Genomic DNA, 22617 nt, shown 5'->3' with positions numbered 1-22617 from the left:
GCAACTTACCCGGCGACGACGCCTTCCGGCGAGGCTTCGAGATTGAAAGCGGCTGCCATCAGTGCCCGCGTGTAGTCGGTATCCGGCCGCTCGAAAATCTCGTCGGCGCTGCCTGCCTCCACTACCTTGCCGCCCTTCATCACGATGATGTCGTCGGCGAGCGCGCGCACCACCTTCAGATCATGGCTGATGAAGAGATAGGCGAGGTTGTGGCGGCGCTGCAGATCGCGCAACAGGTCGACAATCTGCGCCTGCACCGACATGTCGAGTGCCGATGTCGGCTCGTCCAGCATCACGAAGCGCGGCTTCAGCGCCATCGCGCGTGCAATGGCGATGCGCTGGCGCTGCCCGCCGGAAAATTCATGCGGGTAGCGATCCTGCATGGAAGGGTCGAGCCCGACTTCGCGCAGTGCCTCCGTCACCTGCGCGCGCCGGTCTGCTGCGCTCATTTCGGGGTGCTGGATCTCAAGTCCCTCACCCACGATTTCCGACACGGACATGCGCGGGCTCAAGGAGCCGAACGGGTCCTGGAACACGATCTGCATGTTGCGCCGAAGCGGCCGCATCTCTTTCGATTTCAGGCCCTGGATATTCTGCCCGTCGAAGCGGATCTCGCCATCGCTAGAAAGAAGCCGCATCAGCGCAAGGCCAAGCGTCGTCTTGCCGGAGCCCGATTCGCCCACCACGCCGAGCGTCCGCCCTTCGCGGAGCTTCACCGATATGCCGTCCACCGCCTTCACATGGCCGACGGTCTGGCGCAGCAGTCCGCACTTGATAGGAAACCAGACCTTGAGATGGTCCGCTTCCATGACGACAGGCCCGTCTGCTGCCGCGCCAAGCGAACGGCCCTTCGGCTCCGAAGCGAGAAGATGCTGCGTATAGGCATGCTGCGGCGAGGAAAACACCTGTTCCGTCGGACCGTGCTCGACGATCTTGCCCTTCGTCATCACATGCACGCGATCGGTCATCTTCCGCACAATGCCGAGATCATGCGTGATGAGCAGCAGCGCCATGCCTGTCTCGCGCTTGAGGTCCATCAGCAGTTTCAGGATCTGCGCCTGCACCGTCACATCGAGCGCCGTAGTCGGCTCGTCGGCGATCAGCAGTTGCGGCTCGTTGGCAAGCGCAAGCGCAATCACCACACGCTGGCGCTGCCCGCCCGAAAGCTGGTGCGGATAGGCGTCGAGCCGCTCCTCTGCGTTGGGAATGCCGACCCGCTTCAGAAGATCGAGCACGCGCGCCCGTACCGCCGGTCCCCGCAAGCCCTTGTGCTCGATCAGCACTTCGCCCACCTGCCGCTCGATCGTGTGCAGCGGGTTGAGCGAAGTCAGCGGTTCTTGAAACACCATGGTGATCTTGTTGCCGCGAATTTTCCGCATTGTCTTCTCATCGGCACCGATAAGGTTCTGCCCTTCGAACATGATCTCGCCGGAGGGATGGAAAGCCTGCGGATAGTTCAGAAGCTGCATGATCGAGAGTGCGGAAACGGATTTCCCCGATCCCGACTCGCCGACCAGAGCGACGGTCTCTCCTGGCTCGATGTCGAAGGAAATCCGGTCGACGGCAAGCACTTCCTTGCCGTCCGAGCGGAAGGCGACCGAGAGGTCGCGAACATCGACAAGCGGCGCCGTCATCGCATCACCTTGCGCGGGTCGAAGGCGTCGCGCACCGCTTCGCCGATGAAGATCAGAAGGCTCAGCATGGTTGCAATGGCAAAGAAACCGGTGAGCCCGAGCCAGGGCGCCTGAAGGTTCGCCTTGCCCTGCTGCAGCAATTCGCCAAGCGAGGGCGAGCCGGGCGGCAGGCCGAAGCCGAGGAAGTCGAGCGCCGTCAGCGTGGTGATCGACGAATTCAGAATGAAAGGCATGAAGGTCAGCGTCGCCACCATCGCATTGGGCAGCAGATGACGGAACATGATCTTGCCATTGCCGAGCCCCATGGCGCGCGCCGCATTCACATATTCGAAGTTGCGTGCGCGCAGGAATTCCGCACGCACCACGCCCACCAGCGCCACCCACGAGAAAAGCAGCAATATGCCGAGCAATATCCAGAAGCTCGGTTCGATGATCGAGGCAATGATGATGAGCAGATAAAGCTGCGGCACGCTGGTCCAGATTTCGATGAAGCGCTGGCCGAGAAGGTCGGTCCAGCCGCCGAAATAGCCCTGCAGCGCGCCCGCCGTCACACCGATGATCGAGGAAAAGAAGGTGAGCGTCAGCCCGAACAGCACCGAAATGCGAAATCCATAAATGAGCCGCGCCGCCACGTCGCGCCCCTGATCGTCCGTGCCGAGCCAGTTGTCGGCGGAAGGGGGCGATGTGGCGCGGCGGTTCAGGTTGATCGTCCGATAGGAATATTCGATCAGCGGCCAGACCATGATGCCGCCCGCATCGCGGATCAGCTCCTGCACGAAAGGATCGCGGTAATCGGCCGTCGTTTCGAACTCGCCGCCGAATGTCGTCTCTGGATAGGAGACGAGAACCGGGAAATAGACGTCGCCATTGTAGGTCAGAAGGATCGGCCTGTCGTTTGCGATGAACTCCGCAAAGAGCGACAAAACGAAAAGAACGCTGAAGATCCACAGGCTCCAGTAGCCGCGCTTGTTCGCCTTGAAATTGCGCCATCGCCGCTGGTTGATCGGGCTCAAGGGCCGCCTGCGGAAGCGCGAGAAAAGCGTGGCCGTCGCCGCATCGCTCATCTCACACCTCCCTCGTCTCGAAGTCGATCCTCGGATCGACCCATGTATAGGTGAGGTCGGAAATGAGCGAGATCACGAGGCCGAGCAGGCCGAAGATATAAAGCGTTGCGAACACCACCGGATAATCCCGGTTGACGATCGATTCGAAGGAGAGAAGGCCAAGTCCGTCGAGCGAGAAAATCTGCTCGATCAGCAGCGCACCTGTGAAGAAGGCGCCGATAAAGGCGCCGGGAAAGCCGGCAATGATGATGAGCATGGCGTTACGGAACACATGGCCGTAAAGCACCTGGGATTCGGAGAGCCCCTTCGCCCGTGCCGTCATCACATACTGTTTGCGGATTTCGTCGAGAAAGGAATTCTTGGTGAGAAGGCTCGTCGTGGCGAAAGAGCCGATCACCATGGCCGTGATCGGCAGGACCATGTGCCAGAGATAGTCGAGAACCTTGCCCGCAAGGCTGTAGGTCTCCCAATCGTCTGAGGTGAGGCCCCGCAGCGGAAAGACCGACCAGTAGGAACCGCCGGCGAATAGCACGATCAGGAACACAGCGAACAGAAAACCCGGCACGGCATAGCCGACAATGATGACACCGCTCGTCCATGTATCGAAGTTCGATCCGTCGCGCACTGCCTTGCGAATGCCGAGCGGAATGGAAATCATGTAGGTGATGAGCGTCGTCCAGAGCCCGAGCGAAATCGAAACCGGCAGCTTCTCCGCAATCAGGCTCAAGACGCTCACATCGCGGAAATAGCTCTGGCCGAAATCGAAGCGCGCATAATCCCAGATCATCTTGGCAAAGCGTTCATGCGCCGGCTTGTCGAAGCCGAACTGCTGCTCCAGCGATTTGATGAATTCCGGGTCGAGCCCCTGCGCGCCGCGATACTTGCTGTTCATGGCGGCATCCGCGCCCGACATCTGCGCCTGCATCGAGAAGTCGCCGCCCGCCGCGCCACCGATCCGCGCCGTGGCCGAAACTTCCGTTCCCTGCAGCTGCGCAATGATGCGCTCCACCGGCCCGCCCGGCGCAAACTGGATCAGCGCAAAGCTCACAAGCATGATCCCGAAGATGGTCGGGATCATCAGGGCAAGCCGGCGCAGGATATAGGCAGACATGTCGGGTCAGTCCTTCGCGCCGGCAAGCCCGGCCTTTGTCGTATCGCTCCACCAGGTCTCGAGCACGCCGCGCGTATACTTCGGCTTCGTCTCCGGCCAGGCAAACTTGTCCCAGAAGGCGATGTGATGCGACTTCTTGTGCCACTGCGGTATCCAGTAATGGCCCGCCCGCAGCACCCGGTCGAGCGCGCGTGCCGCGATCACCTGTTCCTCCCGCGTCTCCGCCGCAATCACCTTTTCCACCAGTGCGTCGATCGCAGGGTCGGCAATGCCCGAAAGGTTGCGCCCGCCCGGCACGGCGGCAAATTCGCTCGTCCAGTAGCTGCGAATCTCGATCCCCGGCGTCAGCCCCAGCGGATAGCGCTGGATCATCACATCGAAATCGTAATTGTCGCGCCGCTGCTGATGCTGCGAGGAATCGACGACGCGGATGCTCGCCTCGATGCCGAGAAGCCGCAAATTCTTGACGAGGGGCGCCGTCAGCCGCTCCACGATCGGGTCATTGTCGAGAAATTCGATCGTGAACTGCTCGCCCGCCGCATTGCGCCGCTTGCCGCCTGCAACCGTCCATCCGGCCTCGTCCAGCAGCTGCGCCGCGCGGCGCAGCAGCGCGCGGTCCTGCCCCGAGCCGTCGCTCACGGGCGGCGTCACCGCTTCGCCGAAAACATCCTCGTGAAGCGTCGCGCGGAAAGGCTCGAGCAGCGCCAGTTCGTCCGCATCGGGCTTGCCCGCCGCCTTCATCGGCGAATTTTCGAAATAGCTCCCGGTGCGTTCGTAGAGGTCGTAAAAGATGTTCTTGTTGGTCCACTCGAAATCGAAGGCAAGCGAGAGCGCCTCTCGCACCCGCCGGTCCTGGAATTTCTCGCGCCGCATATTGAGGAACCAGCCCTGCGCGCCCGAAGGCGTGTCGTCCGGCAGCGTCATCAGCTTCACGCGCCCGTCGCGCACGGCGGGGAAGTTGTATTCCGTCGCCCAGACCTTCGAGGTGAATTCCTCGCGGAAGAGGTAGTTCCCCGCCTTGAAGGCTTCGAACTGTGCGGTGCGGTCGCGGAAATATTCAAAGCGAACCCGGTCGAAATTCCAGTGACCCACATTCACCGGCAGGTCGCGCGCCCAGTAGTCTTCAACGCGAATATAGGTGATGTGCCGCGCCGCGCGAAAATCGCCGATCCTGTAGGGCCCGCTGCCAAGCGGCGGCGTCAGCGTCGAGGCCGCGAAGTCGTTTGCCGTGTAATAGGCCTTCGAGAAGACCGGCAGTACGCTCGCCATGAAAAGAGGCAGGTCGCGTGTCTGGTTGCCGGTGAAAGAAATCTCGAGTGTATGCGCATCGCGCGCCACCGCCGCTTCCATCTCTCTCAGATTCTGCGAGATCAGCGGATGCCCCTGTTCCTTCAGCAGCACAAAGGAAAAGGCGGCGTCCTCCGCCGTCAGCGCCGTGCCGTCATGGAAGCGCGCTTCCTTCCGCAGATGGAAGATGAGCGTCCTGCCATCAGCCGATGCCTCGACACTTTCGGCGACAAGTCCGTAGAGCGCATCCGGCTCGTCATAGGCCCGCACCATCAGCGTGTCGAATATGAGGTCGAGCCCCTGTGGCGCCGCGCCTCTCAGCACATAACCGTTCAGCGTGTCGAAAGTGTTGAACGAGGCATTGAAGGCAGCCGCCGGCCCGATCTGCGAAAACGTGCCGCCCTTCGGCGCCTTGGGGTTCACATAGTCGAAACGCGTAAAGTCCGGCGCGTATTTCAGCTCGCCGAAAATCGACATGCCGTGCCGCTTTTCACCGGCGCGGGCAATGCCGCCTGGCAGCAGCGCCGCCATCGCGGCGCCGCCCGTCAGCGCCAGAATCTCGCGCCGCGAAATTCCGCCCCGTCGTGTCATTCGCCCTCTTCCGCTTGCGGCGCGCTCTCGTCCATCCACCAGATGATCGGGAAGCCGATATTATAGGCGGGCATCACGTCGGGATGTTTCAGCCGAGACCAGTAGGCCACCCGCGTCACGCCCGCATACCACTGCGGCACGACGTAGTGTCCGGCCAGCAGCACACGGTCGAGAGCCTTCGTCGCGGCCACGAGGTCGGCCCGGCTTTCGGCAAATATGATGCGGTCGATGATCGCGTCGATCGCCGGATCGCAAATGCCGATCACGTTCCGGCTGCCCGGCCGTTCGGCCGCGGCGCAACTCCAGTAGTCGCGCTGCTCGTTTCCGGGCGATACCGATTGCCCGAAAGTCTGCACGATGATGTCGAAATCGCGATTGTCCTCGCGGTTCTGATATTGCGCCGTGTCCACCACGCGAATGTTCGACGTAATGCCAAGCCGCTCCAGCGCCTGCCGGTAGGGCCCGATGATGCGCTCGAATGTCGGCTCCGCCAGCAGGAATTCCACCGTAAAAGGCTCGCCTTTCTCGTTGACGAGCTTTCCGTCCTTCACCGTCCAGCCGGCTTCTTCGAGTAGCTGCGTTGCGCGGCGCAGATTGGCGCGGTTGCTGCCGCTGCCGTCCGTCGCCGGATTTCTGAATTCCGTGGTGAAGACGGCCGGCGGAAGCTGGTCTCGGAACGCATTCAGAATCTCAAGCTCGCGTCCTTCGGGCAGGCCCGTCGCCGCAAGATCGGAATTGGAGAAGTAGCTGTAGCTGCGCGTATATTGGTCGTAGAAAAGTGTCTTGTTCATCCACTCGAAGTCGAAGGCCCAGTTGAAGGCTTCGCGCACCCGCGGATCCTTGAACTTGTCGCGGCGGATGTTGAAGGCGAAGCCCTGCATTCCCTGCGGATTGAGCGAGGGGATTTCTTCCTTCTTGAGATCGCCGCGCCTGACGGCGGCAATCTCGTAGCCGGTCGCCCAGTTGCGCGCACTGTTCTCGATGCGGAAGTCGAGCCGGTTTCCCTTCAGCGCCTCAAGCGCCACGGTGCCGTCGCGGTAATATTCGAAGCGGATGCGATCGAAATTGTTGTGCCCGATCATCACGGGCAGATCCTTCGCCCAGTAGTCTTCAACCCGCTCATAGGTGACGGACCGTCCCGTCGCCACCGCGTCCACCCGGTAGGGGCCGCTGCCAAGCGGCGGCTCGAGCGTCGTTTCCGCGAAATTCCGTTCGCGCCCCCGCGCATCCTTGCCCAGCCAGTAGTGCTTGGGCAGCACGGGCATCTGGCCGACAATTTGCGGCAGCTCGCGATTGCCCGTCATGTCGAACTGGAAGGTGATTTCGCGCGTACCCGTCTGTTCGGCGGAAATTACATTGGCGTAGTAGGCGCCGTAGAAGGGATCGCTCTTCTTCAGCGTCTCGAGCGTCCAGATCACGTCTTCGGGTTTCACTCTCTCGCCGTCATGGAAGCGCGCGCCATCACGCAGCACATAGGTGACGGAGGAATAGTCCGCCGGATGACGTACGCATTCGGCAAGAAGTCCATATTCACTGGTCGGCTCGTCGAGGCTGCGCGCCATCAGCGTATCGTAGATGAGGCCGAGGCCCGCTGCTTTCTGTCCCTTCACGATGAAAAGGTTGAGGCTGTCGAAACTGCCGATCACGCCATAGCGCAGCAGTCCGCCCTTCGGCGCGTTGGGGTTCACATAGTCGAAATGCGGAAAGTCGGGCCCGTATTTGAGTTCGCCGAAAAGCGACGATCCATGCCGGGGCGCTTCAGGGTCGAAATCGGGCGAAAGAAAGGGATCGGACGCAACGATCTCGGTCGGCCTTTCGGCGGCTCCTGCGCTGTCCAGCGCCTGGCCCTCTGCCGGCGCGCCCGCCGGCCCGGTCGAGGAACCGGACATGAAATAGAAAATCGCCGCCACTGCCACGACGGCAAATGCCGCCGCGCCAAGCACTGGCCTGGTCATCAAACCACGCACACTCCCTCTCCCTCTTGTCCGGCAGCCCGTGCCGGACATATCGGGCCGCCGTGCCGCATCCCCTCGGATCGCCAGGATATTGTGACCCGTTTTAGCCCGTAAAGCGCGTTAAAACAAAGTCATCCGGCGCGAAACGCGAAACGGAACGCATGGCGCAAACGAAAACGCGCCCGGATTGCTCCGGGCGCGTTCGGGTCTCGTCCGGCCGCTGGTGCTTATTCGGCTGCCGGGGCTTCCTCGCCGCCATTCGCCGGCGCTTCTTCTGCGGGTGCCGCAGGCGCTTCCGGCAGCGGCTTGTTCGAGCCGAGCGTGTTCATGTAGACGATGAGGTCGGCGCGTTCCTGCGCATTGCGGATACCGGCAAAGCTCATGATCGTGCCCGGCAGATAGCCGCGCGGGTTCTCGATGAAGTGGTCGAGCTCCTCGAAGGTCCAGGGCTCGTTGCTCTTGGCCTGCATCGCCGCCGAATAGGCGAAACCGGCCATATGGGCATGCGGCGCACCGATCATGGCATAGAGATTCGGGCCGATGCGCGCCGGGCCGCCTTCCTCGAAGGTGTGGCAGGCGGTGCACTTGCGCGAGGCGCGCTCGCCGCGGCCCACATCGGCCTGTGCGAGCAGCGTTGCGAAGGGGACTTCCTCGACGACCGTGCCGCCGCCGGTTTCGCCGCCCGTCTCGGCTTCCGCCACCGGATAGGCCAGCGGATTGGCTTCCTCCGTGTGGTAGAACATGCTGGCCAGAATGCCGATCGTCATGACGAAGAGAATGGACCCGAGCACCGCTCCGGCAATCTTGTTGAATTCGAATGAGTCCATTGGCTCCTGCTCCGGCCGGTTCGTTGATTTCTTGGCGGGTTTGGCCTCGGTACGAATGGGATCGCACGGGAAAGGGACGTTTCGCCTTCCAGGCGAGGCCCCCCGCAGAATTGCGCGGAGATTAGCCGCTTCCGCCGCTTCGCCGCAAGCCGTATAAGAACGCCAAATCCGCGTGAATCAAGGAAATTGTGCCGCGCGGGGCGCCCATTTCGCCCGTCGCTCCGGCATGGACGAAGGCAGGGCTTGGGAATTGCGGCGATCCGCCGCACCATGACGAAACCATATTCGCGGATGCCGCGCATGAGGGGGCAGAGAGCATGCCGGATCGAACGGCGGTGAAGGGAAGCGACGCAGCCGGACATCCGATCGTGGTGATACCTGCCCGCATGGCCTCGACCCGCCTGCCGGGCAAGCCGCTGGCCGATATCTGCGGTGCCCCGATGATCGTCCAGGTCTGGCGCCGCGCCAGGGAGGCGGAGATCGGCCGGGTCGTTGTCGCCGCCGCGGAAGCGGAAATCGCGGATGCTGTCCATGCGGCGGGCGGCGAGGCCGTGCTGACGGACCCGGACCTGCCTTCGGGCTCCGACCGTGTCTGGCAGGCGGTCTGCGAACTTGACCCCGAGGGCCGCCACTCCATCGTCATCAATGTGCAGGGCGACCTGCCGACGCTCGATCCCGCCCTGATCCGCACCGCCTATGATGCACTCATCCGTCCCGGCGCCGACATCTCCACCCTCGCCGCCGAAATCACGGTCAAGGAAGAACGCACCAACGAGAATGTGGTGAAGGCCGTTGCCGCCTTTGAAGGCGCGCGGCTTGCCCGCGCGCTCTATTTCACGCGCGCCACAGCGCCCTGGGGGCCGGGCCCTCTCTATCATCACATCGGGCTTTATGCCTATCGCCGCGAGGCGCTGGCGCGTTTCGTCGCGCTGCCGCCATCGCCGCTCGAACGGCGCGAGAAGCTCGAACAGTTGCGCGCGCTGGAGGCGGGCATGTCGATCGAGGTGGCGCTCGTTGACACTGTTCCCCTCGGTGTCGATACTCCCGCCGACCTCGAAAAGGCGCGTGCGGCGCTCTCCCGGAGATCAGTGTAATGACGGATGGCGCCTTGCCGGAAAAGACCATCGCCTTCCAGGGCGAGCCCGGCGCGAATTCGCATATCGCGGCCCATGAAGCCTGCCCCGATATGGTCAGCCTGCCTTGCGATACATTCGAGAATGTCTTCGCTGCCGTGAACGAGGGCCGCGCGCGGCTCGGCATGATCGCGGTCGAAAACTCGCTCGCCGGCCGCGTCGCAGACGTGCATCACCTCATTCCGGGTGCCGGACTTTATATTGTGGGCGAGCATTTCCTGCGCGTGCGTCATCAGCTTCTGGGTCTCAAGGGCGCGACGCTCGATGGACTGAAATCCGTCCACAGCCATGTCCATGCGCTCGGCCAGTGCCGCCGCGTGATCCGTGAACTGGGCCTGAAGGCGGTCGTCGCAGCCGACACCGCAGGTGCCGCCCGCCAGATCGCCGAAGCAGGCGATCCATCGCGTGCTGCGCTCGCCTCCACGCTCGCCGCCGAAATCTACGGGCTCGATGTGCTGCGCGCCAATGTCGAGGATGCCGAGCACAACACGACGCGCTTCCTCATCATGGCGAAGGAGCCGAACGACGCCGAGCCCGAAGACGAACCCGTCATCACGAGCTTCATTTTCCGTGTGCGGAACGTACCTGCCGCGCTCTACAAGGCGCTGGGCGGTTTCGCCACCAACGGCGTTAACATGACGAAGCTCGAAAGCTACCAGCTCGAAGGCACCTTCAATGCGAGCCAGTTCTACGCCGACATCGAAGGCCACCCCGCCTCGCGCCATGTCCGCCTCGCGCTCGAGGAGCTTGAGTTCTTCACGAGCGAGCTGCGAATCCTCGGCGTCTACAAGGCCCATTCCTATCGCGCGGCAATTGCGCCCGGCGAGTGATCAGACCTTTCCCTCGGCAAAAGCCTTGATGAGCTGATGCGCGATCGCGAAGGCCGGCGGCAGCCAGATCGTGCCGTCGCCCTCGCCGGCGAGAATTTTCCGCGCTTCCTCCCGCGTGATCCAGCGCCCGCCGGAAAGCTCGACGCCGTCCACCTTGAACTCTTCGGAATCCGCCACCGCATGACAGCCGATCATCAGCGATGAGGGATAGGGCCATGGCTGCGTCGAGTGATAGGTGACGGTGGAAACCGAAATCCCCGCCTCCTCCTCCATCTCGCGCGCCACTGCTTCCTCGATCGATTCGCCGGGCTCCACAAATCCCGCCAGCGCCGAATGCATGCCCTTCGGCCAGATTTCCTGCCGGCCCACAAAACACTTCTCGCCGTGCGTCGCGAGCATGATGACGACGGGGTCGGTGCGCGGAAAATGCTCCGCCTTGCAGGACGGGCAGACGCGCTTGTAGCCCGCCTCCGCCATCTCGCTTGCCGCACCGCAGACCGAGCAGAAGCCGTGGCGGCTGTGCCAGTCGATCATCGACTTCGCCTGCGCCATGATCGCAAGTTCCGTCGGCGTGATCTCACCTGCCATCGCAAGCCCGCGCAGATCCTCGAATGCGCCTTGTCCCTTTAGCGCCGGATGGTTTTCCACATCCTTCGTGCCGCTCACATCTGCGGCGAACAGCGCCTTGCCCCGCTTGTTGATGCCGAGAAAGACGGTGATGCCGTCGCCCGCGAGTTCGGGCAGGAGCGAAGCTGGTGTCCAGCCGATATCCTTGCCTTGGCTCGGCTGCGCTTCCGGCAGCACGAAGGGCTCCCAGTCGTGCCGCTTCTGGCGGCGGAACGGCACGAAAAGGCTCGCCCGGTTCTTCAGCTGCTCATCGAGCCAAGCCTTGTCGGCCCGGCGATAGCTCGCGCGGTCGAGCGGATTATTGGCAAAAATATTCGGATTTGCGGGCAGGGCCATGGACGTTTCCGGTTATGTCGTTGAATGGCGAGGTGGCGCAGACTGGCACAGGCCGCAAATCCGCTCAATCTCCCGTGCGAAATGCCGATTCGGACTGCAAGCCTTGCATCCGCCGCCCATTCCCCTGATATAGTCCCCTCGGGAGGCTGGCGCGGACGAGTCCCTCGCCAACCCGGTCAGGTCCGGAAGGAAGCAGCCGTAACGAGTTTCGCTCGGGTCGCTGTCCAGTCTCCCACCCGTTTCCAGCCATTTGCCTCAAAGGAGCCCGCGATTTCCATGGATGACGGCGTGGAAAATCTCGCGGCCCATGATGATGAGGCGCCCCACAGGCCCGACCCCGCGACCGAGCCCGGTTTCGATCTCGGCGATGCGCCCGCACCTGCGAAGCCTGCCGCCGCCACGGGCTATCAGGTTCTCGCCCGCAAATACCGTCCCACTGTCTTCGAGGATCTCGTCGGCCAGGAGGCGATGGTGCGCACGCTGCGCAACGCCTTCGAGACGGATCGCGTCGCCCATGCCTTCATGCTGACGGGCGTCCGCGGCGTCGGCAAGACGACGACCGCCCGTATCCTTGCCCGTGCGCTCAACTATGAAAAGCCGGGCGTGGACAAGCCGACGATCCATATGGAAGACGGCCCCGGCATCCATTGCGACGCGATCATGGAATCGCGCCATGTCGATGTCATGGAAATGGACGCCGCCTCCCGCACCGGCATCGACGACATCCGCGAGATCATCGACAGCGTGCGCTACCTGCCGGTCTCTGCGCGCTACAAGGTCTACATCATCGACGAAGTTCACATGCTCTCGAAGCAGGCCTTCAACGGCCTGCTGAAGACGCTCGAAGAGCCGCCCGCCCACGTGAAGTTCATCTTCGCCACCACCGAAATCCGCAAGGTGCCGGTCACGGTCCTCTCGCGCTGCCAGCGTTTCGATCTGCGCCGCCTATCCGTCGATGAGCTTTCGGGCCTTCTCGCAAAGGTCTCGAAGCAGGAGCATGTCGAGGCAGAAGACGCCGCGCTCAAGCTCATCGCCCGCGCGGCGGATGGTTCCGCGCGCGATTCGCTCTCGCTTCTCGACCGCGCGATCGCGCATGGTGAGAATGTTGTGCGCGAGGCCGATGTCCGCGACATGCTGGGACTTGCCGACCGCGCCCGGATCTTCGATCTTTTCGACCTCTTGATGAAGGGCGATATCGGCGGCGCGCTGACCGAACTTCGCGCGCAATATGATGTTGGCGCCGATCCCGCCGTCGTCCTCTCCGACCTCGCCGAGCTTACCCATTGGCTGACGCGCCTCAAACTCGTCGAAGGCGCGGCGGACGATGTCGCCATGTCGGAAACGGAGCGCCGCCGCGGCGCGGAAATGGCAAAGGCCTTGCCGATCCGTGTGCTCGCGCGCGCCTGGCAGATGCTGCTGAAGGGCCTCACCGAAGTGCAGGCCTCCGCGCGGCCCATCGCAGCCGCCGAAATGGTGCTGGTGCGCCTTGCCTATGTCGCGGACGGGCCGGGCCCGGAAGAATTGCTGGAGCAGTTGAAGGGCAGCGGCGGCACGGGCGGTCCTGCGCCGTCGCGTGGCGCCGCACCGCCTTCCGATGGCCCGCGCGCGCAGCTTCGCGCCGTCTCCAGTCTCCGCACGGAGCCGCGCCCCGCGCCCATGCAGGCCGCGCCGGCTCTCGTTCTCTCGAGCATCGAGGATGTACTGAAGCTGCTCGCCGAGCGCCGCGAGGTGAAGCTGAAGGGGATTCTCGAGGCGGGTGTGCGCGTCGTGAGTTTCGAGGCCGGCCGCATCGAGATCAGCCCGCTTGAGGGCACGCCCGCGACTGTTGCAAGCGAACTGTCCGACGCATTGTCCAAGGCGACGGGCGCGCGCTGGTTAGTGTCGATCGCGCGCGGCGCCGTCGCGCCCGCACCGACGCTTCGCGAACAGGCGAAGTCGCGTGAGGAAGCGGCAAAGGACCGTGCGAAGGAAGACCCGCTGGTGAAAGCGGCGCTTGCACTTTTTCCCGGCGCCGAAATCGTCGATGTGCGCGAGCCCGGTCTCGAACTGCCGCAAGGCGAGGAGATCATGCCGGCCGATCCCGACGATCCCGGCATCGATCCCGATGCCTTCGCCGCCGAATATGACAACAGGGAGCCCGACGCGTGAAGAATATGTTCGACATCATGAAGCAGGCCCAGCAGCTTCAGTCCCGCATGGCCAGCATGCAGCAGGAGCTGGAAGCGGCCGAAGTCGAGGGCCGCTCGGGCGGCGGCATGGTGTGCGTCGTCATGTCGGGCAAGGGCGAGGTGAAGAAAGTCTCCGTCGATCCCTCGCTGATGAAGGAAGACGAATGCGAAATCCTTGAAGACCTCATCGTCGCTGCCTGCGCCGACGCGAAATCGAAAGCCGAGCTGCTTGCTGCCGAGAAGATGAAATCGGTCGCTGGCGGCCTGCCGCTGCCGCCCGGCCTCGGGCTTTGACCTCATGGCCGTCACCGGGCCGGAGATCGAGCGCCTGATCGCGCTGCTTGCGAAGCTGCCGGGCCTTGGGCCCCGCTCCGCGCGCCGCGCCGTGCTTCAGCTCATCAAGAAAAAGGAAACGCTGCTTATGCCGCTTGCCGCCGCGATGGCCGATGCGGCGGACAAGGCGCGCATCTGCTCCACCTGCGGCAATGTCGACACGCAAGACCCCTGCGCCATCTGCGTAGACGCGGCGCGCGACCCGCATGTGCTCTGCGTGGTGGAGGATGTGGGCGATCTCTGGGCGCTGGAGCGGGCAGGGGCACACAAGGGCCGCTATCACGTGCTGGGCGGTGTCCTTTCCGCTCTCGATGGCGTCGGCCCCGACGATCTCAATATCGGCAAGCTCGTCGAGCGGCTTTCAACGGACGGCGTTCGGGAAGTCGTGCTGGCCATGAACGCGACCGTCGATGGCCAGACGACCGCGCATTACATAACCGACCGCATCTCGGGCCTCAGCATCGCTGTGTCGCGGCTTGCGCATGGTGTGCCGGTCGGCGGCGAGCTCGACTATCTCGACGACGGCACGCTTGCAGCCGCCATGAAGTCCCGCCGCCCTTTCTGAGCCGGCTCTACTTCTCTTTTGCGCCCCAGTAGTTCCGCGTCATTGCGAAGACGGCTGGTGCAAGAATGAAGAGCGCGATCAGGTTCGGTATCGCCATCATGGCGTTCAACGCATCCGCCATGTTCCAGACGAGTTCGAGGCTCGTCATCGCACCAACGGGGATCGCCAGCACCCAGACGATGCGATACGGCCAGATCGCCTTCACGCCGAACAGGAACTCCACCGCCCGCTCGCCGTAATAGCTCCAGCCGAGCAGCGTGGTGAAGGCAAAGAGCGCAAGCGATACCGCGACAAGCGTGCCGCCCCAGGGCAGCGTATTGGCAAAGGCGGCACTTGTCAGCGCCGCACCGTTGATATCGCCCGTCCAGAGCCCCGACGTGATGATGACGAGGCCCGTCAGCGTACAGACGATGAGCGTGTCGATGAAGACGCCCACCATGCCGACCAGCCCCTGCTGGATCGGATCGTCCGTCTTCGCCGCCGCATGGGCTATGGCGGCCGAGCCGAGCCCCGCCTCGTTCGAGAAGATGCCGCGCGCGAAGCCCCAGCGGATCGCAAGCAGGATCGCCCCGCCGATGGCGCCGCCTTCGGCGGCCTCCGGCGTGAAGGCATACTGGAAGATGAGCGCGAAGGCGGCGGGGATCGCCGCATAATTATAGGCAAGCACGAGAACGGCGCCGCCGATATAGGCGATGATCATGGTCGGCACCAGCGCGCTCGCCACCTCCGCAATACGCTTGATGCCGCCGATCAGCACAAGACCCACCACGATCATCAGCACGACGCCGGTGACAGCGGCCGGAACCGCAAAATTGTCCTCCAGCGCATGAGCGACCGAATTTGCCTGCACGCCATTGCCGATGCCGAAGCCAGCAAGCGCGGTGAAGACGGCAAAGGCAGGCGCCAGAACAAGAGCGAGCTTCGGGAATTTCGGGCCGATGCCGTTCTTGATGTAATACATCGGGCCGCCGACATGATTGCCGAGTTCGTCGACCTCGCGATAGGCGACCGCAAGAACGGATTCGGAATATTTCGTCGCCATGCCCACAAGCGCGATTACCCACATATAGAAGAGCGCACCCGGCCCGCCGAAATAGATCGCGGTGGCGACGCCGGCGATGTTGCCGGTGCCGACTGTCGCTGCGAGCGCCGTCATCAGCGCCTGGAAGGGGGAAATGTCGCCCGCGCCTTTCGAGGGGCGTACCGAGAGCTTCAGACCCTCGGGCAGCTTCCGCCAGGGCATGAAACGCAAGCCGATGGTGAGAAAGAGGCCGGTGGCCGCCAGCGCGATGAGCATCGGCCAGCCCCAGAGAATGTCATTTGCCGCCGAGACGAAACTCTCGATCGCTTCCATGCGTAAGCCCCCATATGGCAGCCCGCTTGCGGCGCCGCCTGTCCCCGTTTGCCTCAGGGGAGACTAGCAAAGATTGGAGAAACGGCGACCCGTTTTTTCCCCGTTTAGGAGAGGCCGGTCAGTCGGCGGACAGGCCAGTCTTCTTCGGCGGCTTGGGAAGCGCATCGGCGGCATCCTCTTCGCCCATTTCCACCGCTTCGATCTTTTCGCCGCGGCTTGAAATCGCATCCGCCGATTTGCGGATATCGCCGATATCCTTTTCAGCCTGCTGGAAGTGCCGCTCAAGGCTTCCGACCCGGTCGTTGAGCCGCCCCACATCGCCGAGCAGCAGACCCACATATTTCTGAATCACACCCGCCTGCTTGCGCATCTCCACATCTTTCAGCACCGCGCGCACCGTGTTGAGCGTTGCCATCAGCGTCGTGGGCGACACGATCCACACTCTCGCCTGATAGCTCTTGGTCAGAACGTCGGGAAAGCTCGCATGAAGTTCGGCATAGACCGCTTCCGACGGCAGGAACATGAGCGCCGATTCTGCCGTTTCTCCCGGCACGATGTATTTCTCGGCAATCGCCGCCACATGCTTGTTGAGATCGCTGCGGAATTGCCGCGCCGCCACCGTCTTCTCCGCTTCGTCCCTTGCGTTGCGAAGCGCGTGATAGGCATCGAGTGGAAACTTTGCGTCGATGGCGATGTGGCCGGGCGGGTTAGGCAACCGGATCAGGCAGTCCGCCCGCGTTCCGTTGCTGAGTGTCGTCTGAAAACTATAGGCCGACGGAGGCAATGCATTTGTCACGATATCGTTCAGCTGCACCTCCCCGAAGGCGCCGCGCGCCTGCCGGTTGGCGAGAATATCCTTCAGTCCGACGACCTCGCCCGAAAGCTCGGTCATCTTCTTCTGCGCCTCGTCGATCACATTGAGCCGCACAGTCAGATTGCCGAGGGTCTCCGCGGTCTTCTGGGCGTTTGATTCGAGGCTCAGTCCCATGCGCTGGCTGACATTTTCCAGCCGCTCGTTCAGCGTCGAGGTGATCTCGGCCCGCGTCTGCGCCTGTGCCTCCGCCATTGCGGCAAGACGGCCCATCAGTTCCGTTTGCTGGCGCGCCAGCTCCGCCACCTGAGGGTCTGCCATATTGCCTCTGCCGCGCAGCAGCAGCGCTGCCAGCGCCCCGAGCAGGGCGGCGGCCAGCACGGCAACAAGGATCAGAATATCGCTCATACTTGAGTCTCCCGCAGGTCCGCCCGGACTATAGCCGATTCCCCGCTTCTGCCCCGGCAAGCCGGCCCCGGCTGTCTCATTTTCGGCTTACCCGGTCCGGATGATTTGCCTATCATTCGCGCCGGGTTGATGGCCCTGCGGGGCAAATTTATTGGGGGTTCCCATGCGCTTGGGATTTGTGGCGCTTCTTGCCGCCTTTTTGGTTGCGGCCTGCGGGCCGGTCATGGAAACGCGCTATGATTTCGTGCCGCCTTCGACCGATGCGGGCATGAAATGCGTGCAGAATTGCCAGGTGCAGCAAACATCCTGCCAGAAGGCCGAGCAGGACAGGATCGTCGCCTGCCGCCAGAAGGCGGACCGGGACGCCGATATCGCCTATGAAAGGGCGCGCGACAAATATATCAACGACCTGAAGCTTCATGCCGCCGCGCCGGATAAATACGGCCTGCCGTCGGAGCCCTCGCGGAGCGCCAATTACAGCGCCTGCCAGCAGTCCCAGCAATGCACACTGGACTATCAGATGTGCTACCGCTCCTGCGGCGGCCAGATCAATGAAAGCCAGGTCTGCGTCGCCATGTGCGAATGATGCCGGCCTGAAACAGCCGAAAAACCGGGGAAATCCGGGCTTCCGGGGCGGGCTGGCTTGACCGGCTTCCGCCCCGGGCTTATGTCAGGCGCATGGCCATACGCGAAATCATCACCGCGCCCGACCCCCGGCTGAAGGAGGTCTCGAAACCCGTCTCCCGGGTGGACGACGAGTTGCGCGCGCTGATGGACGACATGCTGGAGACGATGTACGACGCGCCGGGCATCGGCCTTGCCGCGATCCAGATCGGCGTGCCGAAGCAGGTCATCGTGATGGACCTTGCCCGCGAAGGTGAGAAGCCTCAGCCGCGCTATTTCGTGAACCCGGAAATCATCTGGACCTCGGAAGATACGGCCGTTTACGAAGAAGGCTGTCTCTCCGTCCCCGATCTCTACGAGGAAGTCGAGCGCCCGGCGCGCTGCTGTGTGCGCTATCTCGATTATCAGGGCGAGATACGCGAGGAGGAATGCGACGAACTTCTCGCTACCTGCCTGCAGCACGAGATGGACCATCTGAAAGGCGTCCTCTTCATCGACCATCTCTCGCGCGTCAAGCGCTCCATGATGCTGAAGAAGCTCATGAAGCAGAAGAAGCTCATGAAGGAACCGGCTTGAGCTTGAGGCTCGCATTCATGGGAACGCCGGATTTTTCCGTTCCCGTTCTCGCGGAAATTCTCGCCGCCGGCCATGAGGTGGTCGCGGTCTATTCGCAGCCCCCGCGCAAGGCAGGCCGCGGCATGGCCGAGCAGCCCTCGCCCGTGCACCGCTTTGCTGAAGAGCATGGCATTCCCGTCTTCACCCCCGTCTCGCTCAAGGGCGAGGCCGAGCAGCAGGTCTTCGCCGCGCTCGATCTCGATGCAGCCATCGTCGTCGCCTACGGCCTTCTCCTGCCGAAGCCCGTGCTCGAGGCGCCGCGCCTCGGCTGCCTCAATCTTCATGCCTCGCTCCTGCCGCGCTGGCGCGGCGCCGCGCCCATCCAGCGCGCCATCATGGCGGGCGACGCCGAAACCGGCGTCATGGTGATGCAGATGGAAGCAGGGCTCGACACCGGCCCCGTACTCCTCGCCGAGCGCGTCGCCATCGCAGCCGATGAGACGGCAGGCAGCCTTCACGACCGCCTGTCGCAGATCGGCGCCTCGCTTATGGTCCGCGCGCTCGCCGCTCTCTCGCGCGGTGCGCTCGAAGCCCGCCCGCAAACGGAAGAAGGCGTCACCTACGCGAAGAAGATCGAGAAGGCGGAAGCCCGCATCGACTGGTCGCGCCCTGCAAAAGAACTCGATTGCCATATCCGCGGCCTCACGCCATTCCCCGGCGCCTACTTCGAAATCGCGCGCGGCCGCGAGGTCACCCGCATCAAGGTGATCCGCGCAGTGACCGCCGCGAAATCCGGCAAGCCCGGCGAAATCCTCTCCGCGCTTGATACGATCGTGATCGCCTGCGGGCAGGGCGCGCTCGAAATTTCCGAGCTGCAGCGCGCCGGCAAGGCACCCATGTTCGCGCGCGATTTCCTGCGCGGCTTCCCTCTCGAGCCCGGCGAGGTCGTCGGCTGATGCCGCGCTACAAGCTCACCATCGAATATGACGGCGTGCCCTTCGTCGGCTGGCAGGCGCAGGCAAACGGCCTCTCCATCCAGCATGTGCTGGAAGCAGGCATCAAGGGCTTCTGCGGACAGGATGTGAAGGTGAACGGCGCCGGCCGCACCGATGCCGGCGTCCATGCGCTCGGTCAGGTCGCCCATGTCGATCTCGATAGGCAGGTCGCCTGCGACACGCTGCGCGATGCGGTGAACGCCCATATGCGGCCCCATCCGGTCGCCATTGTCGAGGCGGAAGAAGTGCCGGACACATTCGAGGCGCGCTTCTCCGCCATCCGCCGCCATTACATGTACCGCATCGTCAATCGCCGCGCGCCCTTGACGCTCGATCGCGGTCAGGCCTGGCTCGTCAACCGCCCGCTCGACGCAGATGCCATGCACGCCGCCGCGCAGGCGCTTGTCGGCAAACATGATTTCACGACCTTCCGTTCGGTCCAGTGTCAGGCGAAATCGCCGGTAAAAACCGTCGATGAAATTTCCGTTGCCCGCTATGCCGAGGAAATCGAGATCACCTGCCGCGCGCGGAGCTTCCTGCACAATCAGGTGCGTTCATTCGTCGGCACGCTGAAGCAGGTGGGCGAGGGCAAATGGACGAAGCGCGACGTCGAAAAGGCGCTCGCCGCAAGGGACCGCGCCGCCTGCGGCCCCGTCGCCCCGCCGGACGGCCTCTACTTGCTGCAGGTTGACTACGAGTGAAAGCTTAAGCCCTCTCCCCTCCGGGGAGAGGGTTGGGTGAGGGGCCGCCTCACCCCGGCATGATGTCCACAAGCTCGACATCTCTCGCGCGGATCTCCTCGCCAAAAAAGATACCGCCCACGCGCGCAAAGCGTTCCGTGCTGTCGGTCGCAAGAAAGCGCGTCTTGCCCCTGGCCTTCCGCTTCGCGGCAAGGCCGCGCTCGGCAAGGGCTTCCGTCACCGCCTTCGCGGTTGTCGCGGCCGAGTCGACAAGTTTCACTTGCTTGCCCACGACCTTCGCAATGGTGCGTGCCAGCACCGGAAAATGCGTGCAGCCAAGCACCAGCGTGTCGGGCGCGTTCCGCCCTTTGAAGAGCGGCGCGAGATAGCGCCGCGCCGCCGCTTCCGCCACATCGCCCTTCACCCAGCCTTCTTCCGCCAGCGTCACGAAAAGCCCGCACGGCGCCTGCGTCACTTCCGCCCCGGGCATCGCCGCCTGGATCGCGCGCATATATGCGCCGCCCTTCACCGTCGCTTCCGTGGCGATGACGCCGATGCGGCCGGTCTTGGTCGCTTTCGTCCCCGCCTTCGCGCCGGGCTCGATCACGCCGATCACGGGGATAGGCGCCAGCGCCTTCTTCAGCGGCTCAAGCGCAACGGCAGATGCCGTATTGCAGGCGATCACCACCATCTTCACATCATGGCCGAGCAGATGTTTCGTTGCCTGCGTCGCATAGGCGGTCACGGTTTCCGCGCTCTTCGTGCCATAGGGCAGCCGCGCCGTGTCGCCGAGATAGACAAGGTTTTCATGCGGCAGCGTCGCGCGCAGCGCCTTCAGCACCGTGATGCCGCCAATGCCGCTGTCGAACACGCCGATGGGGCGCTCGTCGCTCATCCGGCAAGGCCTCCGGCGGGGATCAGCAGGAATCCGAAAATCTGGTCGATGGAAAAACTGAGCAGCGCCGCGAAGAGCACGATGGCGATGGCGCGCCCCTGCTCCGCGCCAAGCACATCGCGCGCAATCCGCCAGTGATAGAGGAAGAGAACGACAAGTGCCGGCAGCATGAAGAAAAGCGCCGGCCCCGCGCCATAAAGTCCCAGCGAATAGGGCACTAGCGGCAGCGCGAAAACGAGATTGGTGAACAGCATTCCCCAGTTGAAGGTCACGAGATAGGGCAGATAGGCGCCGGAAAGCCCCATTGCGCGCGAAATCCGCGACATGGCATAGAGGAACGCCGCCCAAAAGACGATGGTGCCAAGCATTTCGGCCGTGATGAAGGGCCCGAAGGGAATCTCGACGGGAAAGTTCTCGTTGCTCATGGCAAGCCGCCAGGCTGCGGTCGACGAGAAAAAGAGAACCGGCAGCGAAAGCAGTAGCCCCGTGAAGCTCCGCATCGCGCCCGCCGGCGTAAGGTCGAAGCAGCCCCGCGCCCGCTCATCGCCCATCAGCAGATAGAAAGCACCGGTCATCGCGCGGATGAGTTCATTCCCGTTCACGAAATGGCCCCGCCGAAATAGCCGCGCAATATTTCCTCATAGACATCCGCCAGCCGCGAAATCTCGTCCACATCCGCATTCTCGTCCGACTTGTGCATGGTCGCGTTCGGCAGGCCGAACTCCACCACAGGCGCATAGGCGCGAATGAAGCGCGCATCCGATGTGCCACCCGTCGTCGAAAGCTCGGGCGCAATCCCCGTCACCTTCTCGATGGAGCGCGCAATCAGCGCCGAGAAATCGCCGGGCGCGGTGAGAAACGCCTCGCCGCTCGTCACCGTCTTCAGCGTGTAGCTGCCGCCCCTTTCCGCCGTCACCGCGTCGCAGACCGAGCGCATCCATGTGTCGAGCGAAGCGCCGGTGTGAAGATCGTTGAAGCGGATGTTGAAAACCGCACGCGCGCTGCCGGGAATGACATTCGTCGCCTGATTGCCCACATCGACCGAAGTGATCTCGAAATTGGACGGCTGGAAATGATCCGTTCCTTCATCGAGCACATGCGCGTCGAGCCGCCGGAGCATTTCAAGAAGCCTGGGCACCGGGTTGTCGGCGAGATGCGGATAGGCGACATGGCCCTGAGTACCATTCACCGTCAGCCAGCCGTTTATGCTGCCGCGCCGCCCGATTTTCGCCATGTCGCCAAGCCGCTCCACGCTGGTCGGTTCGCCGACCAGGCAATGGTCGATCGTCTCGCCCCGCGCCGCCAGCGCCTGCAGCATCTTGATGGTGCCGTTGATGCTCGGGCCCTCTTCGTCGCCCGTGATGAGGAGGCTGATCGAGCCTTTGAAACCGTCACGGACAATGCGTTCCGCTGCCGCCGCGAATGCCGCAACCGCGCTCTTCATGTCGGCTGCGCCGCGCCCGTAAAGGCGGCCATCCTTTATGTCCGCCGCAAAGGGGTCGACCGTCCAGGCAGAGGCCTCGCCTACCGGCACGACATCCGTGTGTCCCGCAAAGCAGAAATGCGGGGCCTCGGTGCCGATCCGCGCATAGAGATTGTCGACATCCGGCGTCCCCTCAGCCGAAAAGTGCATCCGCTCGCAGCGGAAGCCGAGCGGGCCGAGATATTTTTCGAGGACGCCAAGGCTCCCCGCTTCCGCAGGCGTCACGCTCGGGCAGCGGATCAGCTCCACTGCAATGGCAAGCGGATCATAGGGGCGGGCAGGGGTCTGAGGCGCGTTCATGGGCACCTTGGTAACCCGCGCCCCCGAAGCCGTCAAATGACTGCGGCGTGA

21 protein-coding genes and 1 other RNA gene are annotated in these 22617 nt (G+C 63.4%); 10 read left to right on the top strand and 12 right to left on the bottom strand.

The genetic code is table 11. The features are described from left to right. Positions 1-5: 5 nt before the first annotated feature. The 6 genes from ACK4FH_RS02935 to ACK4FH_RS02910 form a co-directional block, all read right to left on the bottom strand. On the bottom strand, positions 6-1634 hold the full coding sequence (locus ACK4FH_RS02935; RefSeq protein ID WP_409811071.1) for an ABC transporter ATP-binding protein: 1629 nt from the start codon (positions 1632-1634) through the stop codon (positions 6-8). Next, positions 1631-2698: an ABC transporter permease gene (locus ACK4FH_RS02930; protein ID WP_409811069.1), complete on the bottom strand. Its 1068-nt coding sequence runs from the start codon at positions 2696-2698 to the stop codon at positions 1631-1633. The genes ACK4FH_RS02935 and ACK4FH_RS02930 overlap by 4 nt, the downstream gene beginning before the upstream one ends. 1 nt (position 2699) lies before the next feature. Next, the gene (locus ACK4FH_RS02925) at positions 2700-3809 is read right to left on the bottom strand and encodes a microcin C ABC transporter permease YejB (RefSeq protein ID WP_409811067.1); all 1110 of its coding nucleotides are present in this window, start codon (positions 3807-3809) and stop codon (positions 2700-2702) included. A 6-nt stretch (positions 3810-3815) separates the two neighbouring features. Then, positions 3816-5687, bottom strand: a complete 1872-nt coding sequence (locus ACK4FH_RS02920; RefSeq protein ID WP_409811065.1) for an extracellular solute-binding protein — start codon at positions 5685-5687, stop codon at positions 3816-3818. Then, complete coding sequence (locus ACK4FH_RS02915; protein ID WP_409811063.1) at positions 5684-7642, bottom strand: extracellular solute-binding protein; 1959 nt, start codon at positions 7640-7642, stop codon at positions 5684-5686. Before ACK4FH_RS02915 ends, ACK4FH_RS02920 begins: the two co-directional genes overlap by 4 nt. A 227-nt stretch (positions 7643-7869) precedes the next feature. Beyond that, complete coding sequence (locus tag ACK4FH_RS02910; RefSeq protein ID WP_409811061.1) at positions 7870-8469, bottom strand: c-type cytochrome; 600 nt, start codon at positions 8467-8469, stop codon at positions 7870-7872. 317 nt (positions 8470-8786) lie between these two features. Between ACK4FH_RS02910 and ACK4FH_RS02905 the strand changes: the two genes are divergently transcribed. Continuing rightward, complete coding sequence (locus ACK4FH_RS02905; protein ID WP_409811059.1) at positions 8787-9563, top strand: 3-deoxy-manno-octulosonate cytidylyltransferase; 777 nt, start codon at positions 8787-8789, stop codon at positions 9561-9563. Continuing rightward, positions 9563-10432, top strand: a complete 870-nt coding sequence (locus ACK4FH_RS02900; RefSeq protein ID WP_409811057.1) for a prephenate dehydratase — start codon at positions 9563-9565, stop codon at positions 10430-10432. Before ACK4FH_RS02905 ends, ACK4FH_RS02900 begins: the two co-directional genes overlap by 1 nt. On the opposite strand, the gene nudC is transcribed toward ACK4FH_RS02900, so the two are convergent. Beyond that, positions 10433-11395 (bottom strand): NAD(+) diphosphatase, encoded by a 963-nt coding sequence (gene nudC, locus ACK4FH_RS02895; RefSeq protein WP_409811055.1) that lies wholly within the window; start codon positions 11393-11395, stop codon positions 10433-10435. Between the two features lie 140 nt (positions 11396-11535). Here nudC and ffs point away from each other — a divergent pair. The 4 genes from ffs to recR all read left to right on the top strand — a co-directional run bounded on the left by ffs (position 11536) and on the right by recR (position 14461). Next, an RNA gene (gene ffs / locus ACK4FH_RS02890) (signal recognition particle sRNA small type) lies at positions 11536-11632 on the top strand. A gap of 39 nt (positions 11633-11671) precedes the next feature. After that, the gene (locus ACK4FH_RS02885) at positions 11672-13543 is read left to right on the top strand and encodes a DNA polymerase III subunit gamma/tau (RefSeq protein WP_409811053.1); all 1872 of its coding nucleotides are present in this window, start codon (positions 11672-11674) and stop codon (positions 13541-13543) included. A 5-nt stretch (positions 13544-13548) separates the two neighbouring features. Then, positions 13549-13857 carry a YbaB/EbfC family nucleoid-associated protein gene (locus ACK4FH_RS02880; RefSeq protein WP_409815128.1) on the top strand — a complete coding sequence of 103 codons (309 nt, stop codon included), beginning with the start codon at positions 13549-13551 and terminating at the stop codon, positions 13855-13857. Positions 13858-13861: 4 nt separating this feature from the next. Continuing rightward, complete coding sequence (gene recR / locus ACK4FH_RS02875; protein ID WP_409811051.1) at positions 13862-14461, top strand: recombination mediator RecR; 600 nt, start codon at positions 13862-13864, stop codon at positions 14459-14461. Positions 14462-14468: 7 nt separating this feature from the next. Here recR and ACK4FH_RS02870 read toward each other — a convergent pair whose 3' ends face one another. Then, positions 14469-15815 (bottom strand): alanine/glycine:cation symporter family protein, encoded by a 1347-nt coding sequence (locus tag ACK4FH_RS02870; protein ID WP_409811049.1) that lies wholly within the window; start codon positions 15813-15815, stop codon positions 14469-14471. Positions 15816-15933: 118 nt separating this feature from the next. Beyond that, the gene (locus ACK4FH_RS02865; RefSeq protein ID WP_409811047.1) at positions 15934-17034 is read right to left on the bottom strand and encodes a DNA recombination protein RmuC; all 1101 of its coding nucleotides are present in this window, start codon (positions 17032-17034) and stop codon (positions 15934-15936) included. A 163-nt stretch (positions 17035-17197) separates the two neighbouring features. Here ACK4FH_RS02865 and ACK4FH_RS02860 point away from each other — a divergent pair, with 163 nt between their 5' ends. From ACK4FH_RS02860 to truA, 4 genes are all read left to right on the top strand, one after another. Next, the gene (locus ACK4FH_RS02860; RefSeq protein ID WP_409811046.1) at positions 17198-17620 is read left to right on the top strand and encodes a hypothetical protein; all 423 of its coding nucleotides are present in this window, start codon (positions 17198-17200) and stop codon (positions 17618-17620) included. A 92-nt stretch (positions 17621-17712) separates the two neighbouring features. Continuing rightward, entirely contained in the window at positions 17713-18234 is a 522-nt protein-coding gene (gene def / locus ACK4FH_RS02855) for a peptide deformylase (protein WP_409811044.1), read from the top strand. Between the two features lie 2 nt (positions 18235-18236). Beyond that, positions 18237-19169 carry a methionyl-tRNA formyltransferase gene (gene fmt / locus ACK4FH_RS02850; protein WP_409815125.1) on the top strand — a complete coding sequence of 311 codons (933 nt, stop codon included), beginning with the start codon at positions 18237-18239 and terminating at the stop codon, positions 19167-19169. Next, positions 19169-19909 carry a tRNA pseudouridine(38-40) synthase TruA gene (gene truA, locus ACK4FH_RS02845; protein WP_409811042.1) on the top strand — a complete coding sequence of 247 codons (741 nt, stop codon included), beginning with the start codon at positions 19169-19171 and terminating at the stop codon, positions 19907-19909. The genes fmt and truA overlap by 1 nt, the downstream gene beginning before the upstream one ends. Before the next feature lie 49 nt (positions 19910-19958). Here truA and murI read toward each other — a convergent pair whose 3' ends face one another. The 3 genes from murI to dapE are packed head-to-tail and all read right to left on the bottom strand — an operon-like array spanning position 19959 to position 22566. Then, on the bottom strand, positions 19959-20783 hold the full coding sequence (murI, locus tag ACK4FH_RS02840; protein ID WP_409811040.1) for a glutamate racemase: 825 nt from the start codon (positions 20781-20783) through the stop codon (positions 19959-19961). After that, positions 20780-21385 (bottom strand): hypothetical protein, encoded by a 606-nt coding sequence (locus ACK4FH_RS02835; protein WP_409811038.1) that lies wholly within the window; start codon positions 21383-21385, stop codon positions 20780-20782. Before ACK4FH_RS02835 ends, murI begins: the two co-directional genes overlap by 4 nt. After that, complete coding sequence (gene dapE, locus ACK4FH_RS02830; RefSeq protein WP_409811036.1) at positions 21382-22566, bottom strand: succinyl-diaminopimelate desuccinylase; 1185 nt, start codon at positions 22564-22566, stop codon at positions 21382-21384. The genes ACK4FH_RS02835 and dapE overlap by 4 nt, the downstream gene beginning before the upstream one ends. Positions 22567-22617: the final 51 nt, after the last annotated feature.

Origin of the sequence: Parvibaculum sp., assembly GCF_046297875.1 — a bacterium.
In the GTDB taxonomy this organism is placed as follows: Bacteria; Pseudomonadota; Alphaproteobacteria; order Parvibaculales; family Parvibaculaceae; genus Parvibaculum.
This window is presented reverse-complemented; position numbering and strand designations above follow the sequence as displayed.